The organism is Caballeronia calidae (assembly GCF_900044055.2).
Lineage (GTDB): Bacteria > Pseudomonadota > Gammaproteobacteria > Burkholderiales > Burkholderiaceae > Caballeronia > Caballeronia calidae.
The window spans coordinates 215,427-228,991 of sequence record NZ_FCOX02000001.1; the positions used below are offsets into that span (position 1 = coordinate 215,427).

The following is a 13,565-nucleotide window of genomic DNA, read 5'->3' on the forward strand; positions in this document are numbered from 1 at the left end:
TCGTCATCAATCCGGCGCGGCATCACGCTGCGAGACGCTTCTCCATGCCCGCTTTCGCCTCGGGCAGGGCTTCCGGCAGGCCGTGCTTCAGCTTGGTGAAGAGTTCGTCGTGTAGCGTCAGTTCATCGCGCCAGGCCGTGTCGTTCACCGAGATGACCTGTTCGAACTGCTCGCGCGTGAAGCCGAGCGCGCCCCAGTCGATATCTTCGTAGCGCGGCGAAATGCCGAACGCGTGCTCTTCGCCCTTCGCCGTGCCTTCGACGCGGCCGATCATCCAGTTCAGCACGCGCATGTTCTCGCCGAAGCCCGGCCAGACGAACTTGCCGTCGTCGCCCTTGCGGAACCAGTTGACGCAGAAGAATTTCGGCGCCTTTGCGTTCGAGGATTCGAGACGCTCGCCCACCTTCAGCCAGTGACCGAAATAGTCGGCCATGTTGTAGCCGCAGAACGGCAGCATCGCGAACGGATCGCGGCGCACGACACCTTGCTGGCCCGCGGCGGCGGCGGTGGTTTCCGACCCCATGGTCGCGGCCATGTAGACGCCTTCCTTCCAGTTCCGCGCTTCGGTCACGAGCGGCACGGTGTTCGAGCGGCGTCCGCCGAAGATGAACGCGTCGATCGGCACGCCCGCCGGGTTCTCCCAGTCCGGATCGATGGACGGGCATTGCGACGCCGGCGCCGTAAAGCGCGCGTTCGGATGCGCTGCCTTCGCGCCGGTTTCCTTCGCGATCGCAGGCGTCCAGTCGCGGCCTTGCCAGTCGATCAGATGCGCGGGCGGCGTGTCGGTCATGCCTTCCCACCAGACGTCGCCATCGTCGGTCAGCGCGACGTTCGTGAAGATCACGTTTTCCTTCAACGTGGCCATCGCATTGAAGTTGGTCTTTTCGCTCGTGCCCGGCGCGACGCCGAAATAGCCCGCTTCCGGGTTGATCGCGTACAGGCGGCCGTCGCGGCCCGGCTTGATCCACGCGATGTCGTCGCCGATGGTCGTCACTTTCCAGCCGTTGAGATCGCTCGGCGGAATCAGCATCGCGAAGTTGGTCTTGCCGCACGCCGACGGGAACGCCGCGGCGACGTGATATTTGCGGCCCTGCGGCGACGTCACGCCGAGAATCAGCATGTGCTCGGCGAGCCAGCCTTCATCGCGGCCCATCGTCGACGCGATGCGCAGCGCGAAGCACTTCTTGCCCAGGAGCGCGTTGCCGCCGTAGCCCGAGCCGAAGCTCCAGATCTCGCGCGATTCGGGGAAATGAACGATGTACTTCGTGTCGTTGCACGGCCATGCGACGTCCTTGCGGCCATCGGCGAGCGGCGCGCCCACCGAATGCACGCACGGCACGAACGCGCCGTTTTCGCCGAGCACGTCGTACACGGCGCGGCCCATGCGCGTCATGATGCGCATGTTCGTCACGACATACGGGCTATCCGACAGCTCCACGCCGATATGCGCGATAGGCGAGCCGAGCGGGCCCATCGAAAACGGCACGACGTACATCGTGCGGCCGCGCATCGCGCCGTCGAACAGGCCGTCGAGCGTGACGCGCATTTCCTGCGGATCGATCCAGTTATTCGTGGGGCCGGCGTCTTCGCGGCGCTCCGAGCAGATGAACGTGCGGTCTTCGACGCGCGCCACATCCGAGGGGTCCGAGCAGGCGAGGAAGGAATTCGGGCGCTTCTCGGGGTTGAGCTTCTTCATCGTGCCGGCTTCGACCATCTGCGCGCAAAGCCGGTCGTATTCTTCCTGCGAACCGTCGCACCATTCGATGCGGTCCGGCTTGGTCAGAGCCGCGACACGCTGCACCCATTCGATGAGTCTTCGGTGCCGGACATAAGCCGGCGCTTCGATGTCGATGGCGCTTTTATTGTCTTCGACTACTGCGGGCTGGTTCATCGAGCTGTCTCCGTTCTTCTGCAATGAAAAACCTTTCGCCCATCGACGCTGCATGCGAGAGGCGTTGCGACTCGAACCGCCGGGCGCTTTCGTGCAGTCGCGATGCGCTCTTTCATCGCACGAAAAGCGGTTCGCGAGCCAATGCGGCGTCACGGACATGAATTCTCTACACAGCAAACCGTACCTTTCGCGGCTTGCGTCGCAAAGGAACAAACTGTTAAAAAGAGATACTAAGTGGCCTGTCTCCTTGCGGATTACCGTGTTTTCCGCCAGTTGCGCAGAATTTCTTTATTCTGGCGCGGACACACGAGGCTCCCGAAAAATGGGGAGTCAAGCATAACACCGCATCGCCCGAACCATGTGATGCAGCGCAATAACTCGGAAAAGAGCGCAATTTATCGGTATTTACCCGAAGTTAAATGCTCTATTCTCGCGCCCGCTCAAAAAGCAGCACGTTTGATGCCTAACAAAAGCCAATCAATGCCCATGAAAATCGCCATTCTCGACGACTACCAGGACGCCGTCCGGAAGCTCGATTGTTTCCATTTGCTCGATGAGCATGAGGTGAAGGTCTTCAATAACACGGTGCGTGGTCTCGGACAGTTGGCCAGCAGACTGTCGGAAGTCGACGCGCTCGTGCTGATCCGCGAGCGCACCCGCATCAGTTCGCAATTGCTCGACAAATGCCCCAAGCTGCGCATGATCAGCCAGACGGGACGCGCGGGCGGCGGTCACATCGATATCGACGCGTGCACGGAGCGCGGCATCGCGGTGCTCGAGGGCACGGGCTCGCCTGTCGCGCCGGCCGAACTGACGTGGGCGCTCATCATGTCGGCGCAGCGGCGCATTCCGCAGTACGTCGCGAATCTGAAGCAAGGCGCGTGGCAGCAGTCGGGGCTGAAGACGTCCGCGCTGCCACCGAACTTCGGTCTCGGGCAAGTGCTGCGCGGTCAGACGCTCGGCATCTGGGGATACGGCAAGATCGGCAAGCTGGTCGCGGGCTACGGCAAGGCGTTCGGCATGAACGTGCTCGTCTACGGACGCGAGCATTCGCAGAGCGCGGCGCGCGAGGATGGTTTCGCCGTCGCCGAAAGCCGCGAGGCGCTTTTCGAGCAGAGCGATGTGCTCACGCTGCATCTGCGCCTGACCGATGAGACGGCGGGCATCGTCAAGCAGGACGATCTGATGCGCATGAAGCCGACCGCGCTCTTCGTCAACACGAGCCGCGCGGAGTTGCTGGAGGAGAATGCGCTGCTCAATTCGCTGCATCACAACCGGCCTGGCATGGTCGCGGTCGATGTCTTCGAGAGCGAGCCGATCCTGCAGGGCTACGGTCTGCTGCGTCTGGAGAACGTGATCTGCACGCCGCACATCGGCTATGTGGAGCGCGAGAGCTACGAGCTGTATTTCGGCGCGGCGTTCAGGAACATCCTCGCGTTCGATGCTGGCGATACGTCGAGCGTCTTCAACGAGGAAGCGCTCCAGCACGCGCGCCGCCGTTGAGTTTTTCCGGCGTCAGAGCGTCGATATGTCGATCGACGGCTCGCAACGCACCGGAAAATTCACCGAGTTCGCGATGAAGCAGAAGCGGTGCGCCTCTTCGTGAAGGCGCGTCGCGAGACCGGCGTCGCCGCCGGCACCGATCGTCACGCGCGGGCGCAGCAGCACATCGACGAAGCGCCCGTCTCCTTTCGACTCTTCCTGCATCGTGCCGATGGCTTCATCGACATAGCCTGTCACGACGATCTTGTTCGTCGCGCACAGATGCAGATACCAGAGCATGTGGCACGACGACAGCGACGCCACGAACAGTTCTTCAGGATTGTGACGCGTGGGATCGCCGCGGAAAGCCGGGTCGCTCGAGGCCTCGATCGCCGCCTTCGTGCCGACGCGCACGAGATGATCGCGCGAATAGGCATCGTAGGCGGAGGTGCCGGAGCCGAGATTGCCGGTCCAGTCGATGGTCAATTGATACGTGTGCTTCTTTGCCACGGTCTGCTCCTCAAGCGAGATGCGCTGCGGTCTCCATCAGGCGCGGCAGCTTCATCAGAAAATCCTCGCCGTCCGCGCGGCCCAGGTCGTAAGCATGTTGCATTTGCGCGGGGCTCGTATAGTCCCAGCTCGAAATCGGCACCTTGCGCGATGGCTGAATGTAAATGCGCTGCTGCTCCGCGTGCGGCACGACGAACATGCGCTCGCGTGGATAGAGACGCGTGACCATCACGAGGACGAGGCCGGGCGATGCATCGAGCGCGGAGACGGGCACGTTGTCGACCATGCCGCCATCGAGGACCGGGCGGCCGTTGCGTCGCAGGATCGGCGTGAAAGGCGGCGTGCTCGACGATTGCAGGATCAGATCGGCGAGATCTTCGATCGTCGCGCATTCCTGCGCCTTCACGAATTCCGGATGAAAGCCGAGCGCCTGGCCGAGCGTCGGGTGCAACGTCTTGCGCACGTACTTTTCGATGTTATACGCGATGAGCCCCGCCGCGACCGCGCTGCGCGCGCCGAGCCAGCGCGGCAGATGCGACACGCCGATGCGGATTTCAGGCGCTTTCGCGAGTTCCTGGAAGCGCTCCGCGAAGATGTCGAGCAGCGCCTGACGATAGATGCGGTAGTGCGGAAACACCGACTGGCCGCGCAGCAGGTTGCCCCAGTAGGCGTTGCGGGTGTTGTCGCGCAGGACGTGGGCGTAGTAATCCATGACCCGGCGCGATTCGTTCGTGTAGAGCATGCAGGCCGTCGCGGCGCCCGCCGATATGCCCGCGATGATGCGCGGCCGGAGATTCAGTTCCGGCTGGACGACGTCCCAGAAACCGGCTTGCCACCAGCAGCGGTTCCCGCCGCCGGCGAATACGACCTGGTCGAACATTTATTTATTGATGAGCGCGTAGGTTGTGGTCGCGTGGGCGGCGAGCTCGCCCTGGTCGTCGTGCATGTCGATTTCGCCGAAGACGAGGTTGCGGCCGCGACGCTGGATCTGCGCCGTGATCAGCACGTCGCCTGCCTTTACGGGACGCATGAAGGTCGTGTTCAGCGAAACGGTGGTCATCGGCTGGAAGCCGCCGAGGACGTGGGAAATCGCGACGACCATCGCGGTGTCCGCCGCCGCCATGAAGACTTGCCCGCAGATGACGCCGCCCGCGTGGCGCAGATGATCGGAATACGGCAGGCGTAGCGTGACGGCGTTTTCGGCGATGGATTCGGGTGCGAGGCGCAGCTCCTTGACCCACGGGGCGAGGATGCTGTCGAGCAAGGCGCGGATGGCGGTTTCGTCCATGGTGCTTTCGGGGAATGTTCTTGCGTCGGGGCGTCGCGGTCGCGAAGGATGCGCCATGATACCGGGCTGTCGGGCGGCCGGAGATGCGGCCGGTTGAAGGCTTCGTAAAAAGTCTAAGAATTTTCTGCGCGGGGGCTTGCGCTTCTGCAAAAGCACCCGCTATAATTTCTCTTCTGTTGGGGCGTTAGCTCAGTTGGTAGAGCAGCGGACTCTTAATCCGTAGGTCGAGTGTTCGAGTCACTCACGCCCCACCACCAGATTCGAAGGGCTGCGCATCGCGCAGCCCTTTTTCGTTTTCGCCTCAGGTCACATCGGCATCACGCGCTTTTAGCAACTCCCGCAGCACCGACCGATGACATCGCGCCTCATCCTCGCAATAGCACCCGACCGAAAAGTTCGTCTGATGCGACAACGCCGCCAGTAAATCCAGCGTCTTGCTCGCATCCGATTCAGCCATCTCCGCCTTGAACTTCTTCACGAACGCGCCCCATTCCTTATCGCTTTCGGCGTGAAGCGCTTCGGTCACCAGCTCCTGCGTCGGCGAAAGCACCGGATACCACACGTCATAAAAATCGCGCGCCGCGAATTCGGACTTCGGCACGCCGCGCGGCGGTCGCCGCACCGTCCCGATACGCAGCCCCTCATCCCTCGCGCGCGGCGTTCCCAGTCTCACGATTCGAATCGTCATCCATCGGTCTCCTCTAAGGCTCGTCCGCACAGCATACCCGCTGACATCGCTTTGAAAGCTCCCGCGACCTCGCTCAGCGAAATCTCGCGTCTTCCCGTATTGTCTCGGATTATTCTCCCTCCGCTTACATCCGAAATCCCGCCGTGCCCACCGAAGAACACCGCAAAACGACGCCCCGCGATCCCGACGCACCGATGACCCCGCTCGAGCGCCGCGGCATGGCCGCGATCCTGCTGTCGGTCTCGCTCGCGACGCTCGATACCGCCATCGCCAATACCGCACTGCCGGCCATCGCCGCCGATTTGCACACGACGCCCGCCGCGTCGGTCTGGATCATCAACGCGTATCAGCTCGCCATGGTCGCGACGCTGCTGCCCTTCGCGGCGCTCGGCGGCATCCTCGGGCATCGGCGCGTGTATCTCGGCGGGCTCGTCGTGTTCCTGATCGCGTCCGCGGTGTGCGCGTTCTCGTGGTCGCTGCCGACGCTCGTCGCCGCGCGTCTGCTGCAGGGCCTCGGCGCGAGCGCGATCATGAGCGTCAACGCGGCGCTCATCAGCGCGATCTTTCCGCCGCATCGACTGGGGCGCGGCGTCGGGCTGAACGCGCTCGTCGTCGGCATCGCGTTCGCGGTCGGGCCGACGGTCGCGTCGATCGTCCTCTCGCTCGGCACGTGGCCGTGGCTTTTCGCGGTCAATCTGCCCGTCGGCGTGTTCGCGTTGATGATCGCGTGGCGATCGTTGCCGCAGACGAAGCGCGCCGAGCATGGCTTCGACCGCATCGCCGCGCTGCTCAACGTCGTCACGTTCGCTGCGCTGATCTTCGCGCTCGGCGAAGCGGCCCAGCGCGCCGCGACGCACATCGTGCTCGCGTCGTTCGGCGTCGCGCTGATCGCGGGTTGTCTGCTGCTGCGACGTGAACGCGGCCATCCCGCGCCGATGCTGCCCGTCGATCTCTTTCGCCGCCCGATGTTCGCGCTTTCGACGATGACCGCCGTCTGCTCGTTCGCCGCGCAAGGGCTCGCGTTCGTGTCGCTGCCGTTTTTCTTCGAGAGCGTGCTGGGCCGCAGTCAGGTCGAAACAGGATTTCTGATGACGCCGTGGTCCGCGCTGGTCGCGTTGATGGCGCCGATCGCGGGACGAATGTCCGATCGCCATGCGCCCGGCCTGCTCGGCGGCGTCGGGCTGGCGATTCTGTGCGTCGGGATGGTCTCGCTCGCGATGCTGCCCGAAGAGCCGCATGTGCTGGAAATCTGCATCCGCATGGCGATCTGCGGCGCGGGCTTCGGCTTCTTTCAGTCGCCGAATCTGAAGGCGTTCATGTCGAGCGCGCCGCGCGAGCGCAGCGGCGGCGCGAGCGGCACGATTGCGACGTCGCGCCTGATCGGGCAGGCGACGGGCGCGGCGCTCGTCGCGCTGTGCTTCAGCATCGCCGGAAAGCATGGGCCGACGCTCGCGTTGTCGATCGGCGCGGCGTTCGCGGGCGCGGGCAGCATCGCGAGCGGCTTGCGGCTCGTGAAGCGCAGTCCGTCGAAGGCCGCGCCCGATGCAATCGCGGGCGAGCCATCGCGGAAAGCCTGACGCTCACATGCGCCGCACTTTGACTTTGCGGCCTTTCAGCTTGCCCGCGCCCAGTCTGCGCACGGCGTCGTCGGCGATATTTCGTTCGACGGCCACGTACGTGACCAGGTCCATCACGTTGATCTTGCCGATCTGCTTGCCGTCGTAGCCCGCTTCGCCGGTGAGCGCGCCGAGCACGTCGCCGGGACGGATCTTGTCCTTGCGGCCGCCGAGGATTTGCAGCGTCGCCATCGGCGGCTTCAGGTGGCCCGGTTCCGCCGATGTCAGCTCGGCCAGCGGATGCCATTCCACTTCCGCGCGCAGCAATTCCTCGATCGCGCCGACGCGCCCCATCTCGTCCATGCTCGCGAGCGACAGCGCCCAGCCCTCCTCGCCCGCGCGTCCCGTCCGTCCGATTCGATGGACGTGCACTTCGGGGTCCGGCGTCACATCGACATTGATCACCGCTTCGAGTTGCGCGATGTCGAGACCGCGCGCGGCGACATCGGTCGCGACGAGCACCGAGCAGCTGCGATTCGCGAACTGCACGAGCACCTGATCGCGCTCGCGCTGTTCCAGTTCGCCGTGCAAGGTCAGCGCTTCGAAGCCCTGCGCGCGCAGCACGTCGAGCAAATCGCGGCATTGCTGCTTCGTGTTGCAGAACGCGATGGTGCTCACCGGCCGATAGTGATCGAGCAGCAAGCCGACCGCGTGCAGGCGCTCATCATCCTCGACCTGATAGAAGCGCTGCTTGATCTTCGCGTTGCTGTGCTGCTCGGTGAGCTTGATCTCGCGCGGATTGCGCAGGAACTGCTGGCTGAGCTTCGCGATGCCTTCGGGATACGTCGCCGAGAACAGCAAGGTCTGACGCTCCTTCGGACACTGGCGCGCTACGGACGCGATGTCGTCGAAGAAGCCCATGTCGAGCATGCGGTCGGCTTCATCGAGGACGAGCGTGCGGACCGCGTCGAGCGCGAGCGTTTCGCGCTGAAGGTGATCCATGATGCGCCCCGGCGTCCCGACGATGATGTGCGCGCCATGTTCCAGGCTCGCGACCTGCGGGCGCATCGGCGTGCCGCCGCATAGCGTCAGCACTTTCACGTTTTCTTCCGCACGCGCGAGGCGGCGGATTTCCTGCGTGACCTGATCGGCGAGCTCGCGCGTCGGGCAGAGCACGAGCGCCTGCACGGCGAATCGGCTAGCGTCGAGTTTGGAGAGCAATGGCAGCGTGAAGGCCGCGGTCTTGCCGCTGCCGGTTTTCGCCTGTGCGATGAGATCGTGGCCCGCGAGCGCGGGCGGCAGGCTCGCGGCCTGGATCGGCGTCATCGACAGATAGCCGAGTTGCTGCAGATTCGCCTGCATCGCCGGCGAGAGCGGCAGGCTGGTGAAGTTCGTATCGGTCGTCATGGCGTTAGCGCTTGCCGTAGGGCGGGATTTCGGTGACCTGCTCGTACGTGGTTTCGCCTTCCTTTGTCTGGTGGCGTGTCACGTAGTTGCGCGCGCCGCACATCGGACAGCGGAACAGCAGGCCCTGGCCCTCGTTTTTGATGACGACGTCCGATAGCTCCCACGCTGCGCCGCAGGACTGATTTCGACAGGTGAACATATTCGTGATTCTCTGGTTTCGTGGCGCGTTCGTGCGCTCAAAGGCGAAAGTGTACGCGTGTCTCGTGTCGGCGCGGTCAGAGCAAGTCAGCAAGAAATGCTAAAGCGGGTCGTGCTACTTTGCTTGCATCGAGATTGTCCGGAGACAGACGATGAGTAGCAGGCTCTACGAAGCGCGGCTCGCGCGCGTGGTCGCGCATATCCACGATCATCTCGACGACGAACTCGATCTCAATCGGCTCGCGGAGGTGGCGTGTTTGTCGCCGTATCACTGGCATCGGATTTATCACGCGTTCTATGGCGAGACGGCGGCGGCGACCGTGCGAAGGCTGCGCTTGCATCGGGCGGCGAATGAGCTTTTGCAGGGTTCGGTGCCAATCGATTCGATTGCCGAGCGCGCCGGGTACAGCAGCGTGCAGGCGTTTTCGCGGGCGTTTCAGGCCAGTTACCGGATGGCGCCGGGGCAGTTTCGCAGCGCAGGCGGCGCTTCGATGTTTATGTCTTTGGATGAGACTCGATCAGGAGATACGGCGATGCATCAAGTCGATATTCGTACTCAGCGTGGATTTACCGTCGCCGCGATGGAGCATCGCGGCTCGTATATGAACATCGGGCGGGCGTTCGAGATGCTGTTTCATTGGCTCGCAACGCGCGGGCTCGTCGATCCGCGGGCGCGATCGCTCGGGATTTATTTCGACGATCCGGCGGCTGTGGCCGAAGATGAACTGCGGTCGATGGCCTGTTGTGAGTTGTTCGGGCCGGATGCGGTGAAATTCGAGGCGCCGGTGTCACGTGTCGAAGTCGCGGGCGGGGAGTTTGCCGTGCTGACGCATGTCGGGCCGTATGCGCAGCTTTGCTTCGCGTATCAGTGGCTTTATGGGGAATGGTTGCCGAAGTCCGGACGCGAGACGGGCGAGGCGCCCGTGTTCGAGGTCTATGTGAGCGATCCGAAAGAAACCGCGCCGGCGGATCTGGTGACGGAAATCTGGTTGCCGCTGAAGGAATCGGTGTGATGTCAGATCGGCCGCGCGGCGCCTTTGAATACCTGGTCGCGATGCCAGTCGACGAAGCGCTGTTCCGGATGATGTTCCTTTCGCACGGGCGCGTTCAATTGTCCGCCGTGATGTCTGAGCAAGATTTCGTCGAAGCGCTGGCTTCCGTGCGCTTGCTCCGAAACGAGCACGCGACGATCGTCGCCCAACGTGAACGCGCCGATGTCGAAGAGCTTGTGATGCAGACAGCACAGCGCGATGCCGTTCTCGACGACATCCGGGCCGCTCGCCTGATGCCACTTGATATGCGCAGCTTCGAGGCCGATCGTCATGTTGCCGATGCGCAGATCCAGATCGCATAGCGCGCATCGATACTGATACGCGGTGAGCACGGCGCTCCGAAACTCAGGGTCGCGCCGCCTGCGCGTAACCGACGTGTCATTGACGAGCGTGGATACTGCCTCGTCGTCGAGCGCGAGCCCGACTGCATCGAGAACATCGCTGTGAATGCTGTCCGGAAAATGCGCCGCGAGCAGCAGGCGGGCGATCGCGTTGATCGCTTTGGGGTCGCGCTGGAAAAGTTGCTGCACTTCGCGCGAAAAATGTCCCGTTGCGTTCAGTTCCCGCAGTTCGGTCTTTTTCAGATCGTTTCGCCGTGCGATCGGATCGGACGCTCCGTCGACCGTGACCTCCCATACGTCGTCGTTTTTCAAACGAATGAACGGCATCTCCGGGTAAAGCGTCCGGCGTTGCGGGGCAAATTCCCGCAGGAGTTCGCTCAACTTGCCCTCGTACTGAAGGAAGGGCACGTCTTTGATGCCTTGCGTGTACAACCCGAGCGCCAGCAATACGAGAAGCGGCTTATGAGGCGCGCGTTCACCGTTGCGCCGCCAGATGTTCAAATCGGCAAAGCGCTGAAGCACTTCGGTAAGGTTGGAAGCGTTCATACTTCAAACAAACAATCGACGGCAAAGAAAAACCCGTGACGCTCAGTGCGAACACGGGTTTGGATGGCGCGGGAGGCTTACACCTCAAACATCAATATTCCCCGCCCGCAACGCATTATTCTCGATAAACGCTCTGCGCGGCTCGACGTCATCCCCCATGAGCGTGGTGAAGATGCCATCGGCCGCAATCGCGTCTTCGATCTGCACGCGCAGCAAGCGCCGCACGCTCGGATCCATCGTCGTTTCCCAAAGCTGCTCGGGGTTCATCTCGCCGAGACCCTTATAGCGCTGCTTGCTGACGTTGCGCTCCGCATCTGCGATCAACCACTTCATCGCGCTCTTGAAGTCGGTCACCGCCATCGACCGCTCTCCGCGCTTGATCAAGGCGCCTTCACCGATCAGCCCCTTGAACGTATCCGCGGTGGAAACGAGCTGCTTGTAGTCCGCGGTCAACTGAAGGTCTTCGTCAAACACGGAGACCTTCACATTGCCATGATGACGCCGCTTGATATGCAGCGAGCGCAGTTCACGCACCTGATCGTAGGCCGCTTCGACGCTCACCTCGGGCTTCAGCGGATCAGCGCGCAACCGCTCCTCCAGCCGCTTCGCCGAAGCCTCGGCCGCTTCCTGCGACGACAGATCGATGACCACGCCATCCATCACGGCTTCCAGGGAGGCGGCATCGTAAATACGGCTCAAACGATCGACCACGGCCTGCGCCAGAAGATACGCACGCGCGAGCTCACCCAATGCATCGCCCGAAATCGGATCAGCGCCTTCGCTTGCAATCAGCTCGGACCCTTGCAACGCGAGCTTCAACATATGCTGATTGAGCTCGTGCGCGTCCTTCATATACCGCTCGTCCTTGCCCGCCTTGATCTTGTAAAGCGGCGGCTGCGCGATATAGATATACCCGCGCTCGACGATCTCCGGCATCTGCCGATAGAAAAACGTCAGCAGCAGCGTGCGGATGTGCGCGCCGTCGACGTCCGCGTCGGTCATGATGATGATGCGGTGATAGCGCAGCTTGTCGAGGTTGTAGTCATCCTTGCCGATACCGCAGCCGAGCGCCGTCACCAGCGTCACGATCTGCTCCGAAGAAATCAGCTTGTCGAAGCGCGCCTTCTCGACGTTCAGCACCTTGCCGCGCAGCGGCAAAATAGCCTGGAACTTGCGGTCACGCCCTTGCTTCGCCGATCCGCCCGCCGAGTCGCCCTCGACGATATAAATCTCCGACTTCGCCGGATCCTTCTCTTGGCAATCCGCGAGCTTGCCCGGCAGGCCGATGCCATCGAGCACGCCCTTGCGACGTGTCATCTCGCGCGCCTTGCGCGCCGCATCGCGCGCACGCGCCGCATCGACGATCTTGCCCGTGATGATCTTCGCGTCGTTCGGCGTCTCCTGCAGATAGTCTTCGAGCGCCTTCGCGACGATCTCTTCCACCGGCGCGCGCACTTCGGACGACACGAGCTTGTCCTTCGTCTGCGAGCTGAACTTCGGCTCCGGCACCTTCACCGACAGCACGCACGACAGACCTTCGCGCATATCGTCGCCGGTCGTCTCGACCTTCGCCTTCTTCGCGATCTCGTTGTCGGTGATGTACTTGTTGATGACGCGCGTCATCGCCGCGCGCAGACCCGTGAGGTGCGTGCCGCCGTCGCGCTGCGGAATGTTGTTCGTGAAGCACAGCACGCTTTCGTTGAAGCTGTCGTTCCACTGCATCGCCACTTCGACGGTCACGTTCTCGCGCTCGCCCACCGCGTGGAACACGGTCGGGTGCAGCACCTGCTTCGCCTTGTTGATGTACTCGACGAAGCCCTTCACGCCGCCCGCGAACGCGAAATCGTCTTCCTTGCCGGTGCGCTGGTCCGTCAAACGGATACGCACGCCGTTGTTCAGGAACGAAAGCTCGCGCATGCGCTTCGCCAGAATGTCGTAGTGAAACTCGACATTGCCGAAGATGGTCGCATCGGCGAGGAAGTGCACTTCGGTGCCGCGGTTTTCCGTATCGCCGACAACGGGCATCGGCGAATACTGCACGCCGTCTTCCTCGACGATCTCACGGTTCTGCACCACGCCGCGCGCGAACTCCATGAAGTGCTTCTTGCCGTCGCGGCGCACCGTGAGTCGCAGCCATTCGGAAAGCGCGTTCACGCACGACACGCCCACGCCGTGCAGACCACCCGACACCTTGTAGCTGTTCTGGTCGAACTTGCCGCCCGCGTGCAGCTCAGTCATCACGATTTCGGCGGCGCTGCGCTTCGGATCGTGCTTGTCGTCGCGCTTGAGGCCGGTCGGCACGCCGCGGCCGTTATCGGTGACGGAAATCGAGTTGTCCGCGTGAATGACGACGTGAATGTCGTCGCAATAGCCCGCGAGCGCTTCGTCGATGGAGTTGTCCAGCACTTCGAAAACGAGGTGATGCAAACCGGTGCCATCCGACGTGTCGCCGATATACATGCCCGGCCGCTTGCGCACGGCCTCCAGACCCTCGAGGATCTGAATGGACGATGCGCCGTAGCTGTTGTCGGGCTTGTTGTCGGGTTGCGAATTTGTGTTTTCAGTCATGGATATTTTCCGGTTCTGCGTCACTGCCTGGGTTACTG

12 protein-coding genes and 1 tRNA gene are annotated in these 13,565 nt (G+C 62.8%); 4 read left to right on the forward strand and 9 right to left on the reverse strand.

All coding sequences use genetic code 11. From position 1 onward, the window contains the following. Positions 1-22: 22 nt before the first annotated feature. Positions 23-1,891 carry a phosphoenolpyruvate carboxykinase (GTP) gene (locus AWB78_RS01030; protein ID WP_062601746.1) on the reverse strand — a complete coding sequence of 623 codons (1,869 nt, stop codon included), beginning with the start codon at positions 1,889-1,891 and terminating at the stop codon, positions 23-25. A gap of 486 nt (positions 1,892-2,377) precedes the next feature. Here AWB78_RS01030 and AWB78_RS01035 point away from each other — a divergent pair, with 486 nt between their 5' ends. Next, on the forward strand, positions 2,378-3,394 hold the full coding sequence (locus AWB78_RS01035) for a D-2-hydroxyacid dehydrogenase family protein (protein ID WP_062601490.1): 1,017 nt from the start codon (positions 2,378-2,380) through the stop codon (positions 3,392-3,394). Positions 3,395-3,406: 12 nt separating this feature from the next. Here AWB78_RS01035 and AWB78_RS01040 read toward each other — a convergent pair whose 3' ends face one another. Genes AWB78_RS01040 through AWB78_RS01050 form a run of 3 tightly spaced genes read right to left on the reverse strand, consistent with a single transcriptional unit; the run spans position 3,407 to position 5,171 of the window. Beyond that, positions 3,407-3,883 (reverse strand): OsmC family protein, encoded by a 477-nt coding sequence (locus tag AWB78_RS01040; protein WP_062601491.1) that lies wholly within the window; start codon positions 3,881-3,883, stop codon positions 3,407-3,409. 10 nt (positions 3,884-3,893) lie between these two features. Next, a complete protein-coding gene (locus AWB78_RS01045; RefSeq protein ID WP_062601492.1) occupies positions 3,894-4,763 on the reverse strand; it encodes a patatin-like phospholipase family protein in 870 nt (289 codons plus the stop codon). Next, positions 4,764-5,171: a PaaI family thioesterase gene (locus AWB78_RS01050; RefSeq protein WP_062601493.1), complete on the reverse strand. Its 408-nt coding sequence runs from the start codon at positions 5,169-5,171 to the stop codon at positions 4,764-4,766. It abuts the gene before it with no gap. A gap of 178 nt (positions 5,172-5,349) precedes the next feature. On the opposite strand from AWB78_RS01050, the gene AWB78_RS01055 reads away from it, so the two are divergent. Beyond that, a tRNA-Lys gene (locus AWB78_RS01055) sits at positions 5,350-5,425 on the forward strand. 47 nt (positions 5,426-5,472) lie between these two features. Here AWB78_RS01055 and AWB78_RS01060 read toward each other — a convergent pair. Beyond that, complete coding sequence (locus AWB78_RS01060) at positions 5,473-5,859, reverse strand: DUF488 domain-containing protein (protein WP_062601494.1); 387 nt, start codon at positions 5,857-5,859, stop codon at positions 5,473-5,475. Between the two features lie 194 nt (positions 5,860-6,053). On the opposite strand from AWB78_RS01060, the gene AWB78_RS01065 reads away from it, so the two are divergent. Then, the gene (locus AWB78_RS01065) at positions 6,054-7,436 is read left to right on the forward strand and encodes an MFS transporter (protein ID WP_062601748.1); all 1,383 of its coding nucleotides are present in this window, start codon (positions 6,054-6,056) and stop codon (positions 7,434-7,436) included. Positions 7,437-7,439: 3 nt separating this feature from the next. On the opposite strand, the gene dbpA is transcribed toward AWB78_RS01065, so the two are convergent. Together dbpA and AWB78_RS01075 are read right to left on the reverse strand one after the other, a co-directional pair. After that, positions 7,440-8,822, reverse strand: coding sequence for an ATP-dependent RNA helicase DbpA (dbpA, locus tag AWB78_RS01070; RefSeq protein ID WP_062601495.1), 1,383 nt, complete (start codon positions 8,820-8,822; stop codon positions 7,440-7,442). Positions 8,823-8,826: 4 nt separating this feature from the next. Then, the gene (locus tag AWB78_RS01075; protein WP_062601496.1) at positions 8,827-9,021 is read right to left on the reverse strand and encodes a hypothetical protein; all 195 of its coding nucleotides are present in this window, start codon (positions 9,019-9,021) and stop codon (positions 8,827-8,829) included. A gap of 151 nt (positions 9,022-9,172) precedes the next feature. On the opposite strand from AWB78_RS01075, the gene AWB78_RS01080 reads away from it, so the two are divergent. After that, positions 9,173-10,033, forward strand: coding sequence for an AraC family transcriptional regulator (locus tag AWB78_RS01080; protein ID WP_062601497.1), 861 nt, complete (start codon positions 9,173-9,175; stop codon positions 10,031-10,033). A 2-nt stretch (positions 10,034-10,035) separates the two neighbouring features. Here AWB78_RS01080 and AWB78_RS01085 read toward each other — a convergent pair whose 3' ends face one another. Together AWB78_RS01085 and gyrB are read right to left on the reverse strand one after the other, a co-directional pair. Further along, complete coding sequence (locus tag AWB78_RS01085) at positions 10,036-10,959, reverse strand: phosphorothioated DNA-binding restriction endonuclease (protein WP_062601498.1); 924 nt, start codon at positions 10,957-10,959, stop codon at positions 10,036-10,038. A gap of 84 nt (positions 10,960-11,043) precedes the next feature. Further along, a complete protein-coding gene (gene gyrB / locus AWB78_RS01090; RefSeq protein ID WP_062601499.1) occupies positions 11,044-13,527 on the reverse strand; it encodes a DNA topoisomerase (ATP-hydrolyzing) subunit B in 2,484 nt (827 codons plus the stop codon). Positions 13,528-13,565: the final 38 nt, after the last annotated feature.

Excerpts from the sequence above, each read along its gene's own strand:
- AWB78_RS01080 (WP_062601497.1), top strand. The coding sequence starts at position 9,173 with ATGAGTAGCAGGCTCTACGAAGCGCGGCTCGCGCGCGTGGTCGCGCAT.
- dbpA (WP_062601495.1), bottom strand. The coding sequence starts at position 8,822 with ATGACGACCGATACGAACTTCACCAGCCTGCCGCTCTCGCCGGCGATG.
- AWB78_RS01030 (WP_062601746.1), bottom strand. The coding sequence starts at position 1,891 with ATGAACCAGCCCGCAGTAGTCGAAGACAATAAAAGCGCCATCGACATC.
- AWB78_RS01085 (WP_062601498.1), bottom strand. The coding sequence starts at position 10,959 with ATGAACGCTTCCAACCTTACCGAAGTGCTTCAGCGCTTTGCCGATTTG.
- AWB78_RS01035 (WP_062601490.1), top strand. The coding sequence starts at position 2,378 with ATGAAAATCGCCATTCTCGACGACTACCAGGACGCCGTCCGGAAGCTC.
- AWB78_RS01065 (WP_062601748.1), top strand. The coding sequence starts at position 6,054 with ATGACCCCGCTCGAGCGCCGCGGCATGGCCGCGATCCTGCTGTCGGTC.
- AWB78_RS01075 (WP_062601496.1), bottom strand. The coding sequence starts at position 9,021 with ATGTTCACCTGTCGAAATCAGTCCTGCGGCGCAGCGTGGGAGCTATCG.
- AWB78_RS01045 (WP_062601492.1), bottom strand. The coding sequence starts at position 4,763 with ATGTTCGACCAGGTCGTATTCGCCGGCGGCGGGAACCGCTGCTGGTGG.
- gyrB (WP_062601499.1), bottom strand. The coding sequence starts at position 13,527 with ATGACTGAAAACACAAATTCGCAACCCGACAACAAGCCCGACAACAGC.
- AWB78_RS01050 (WP_062601493.1), bottom strand. The coding sequence starts at position 5,171 with ATGGACGAAACCGCCATCCGCGCCTTGCTCGACAGCATCCTCGCCCCG.
- AWB78_RS01060 (WP_062601494.1), bottom strand. The coding sequence starts at position 5,859 with ATGACGATTCGAATCGTGAGACTGGGAACGCCGCGCGCGAGGGATGAG.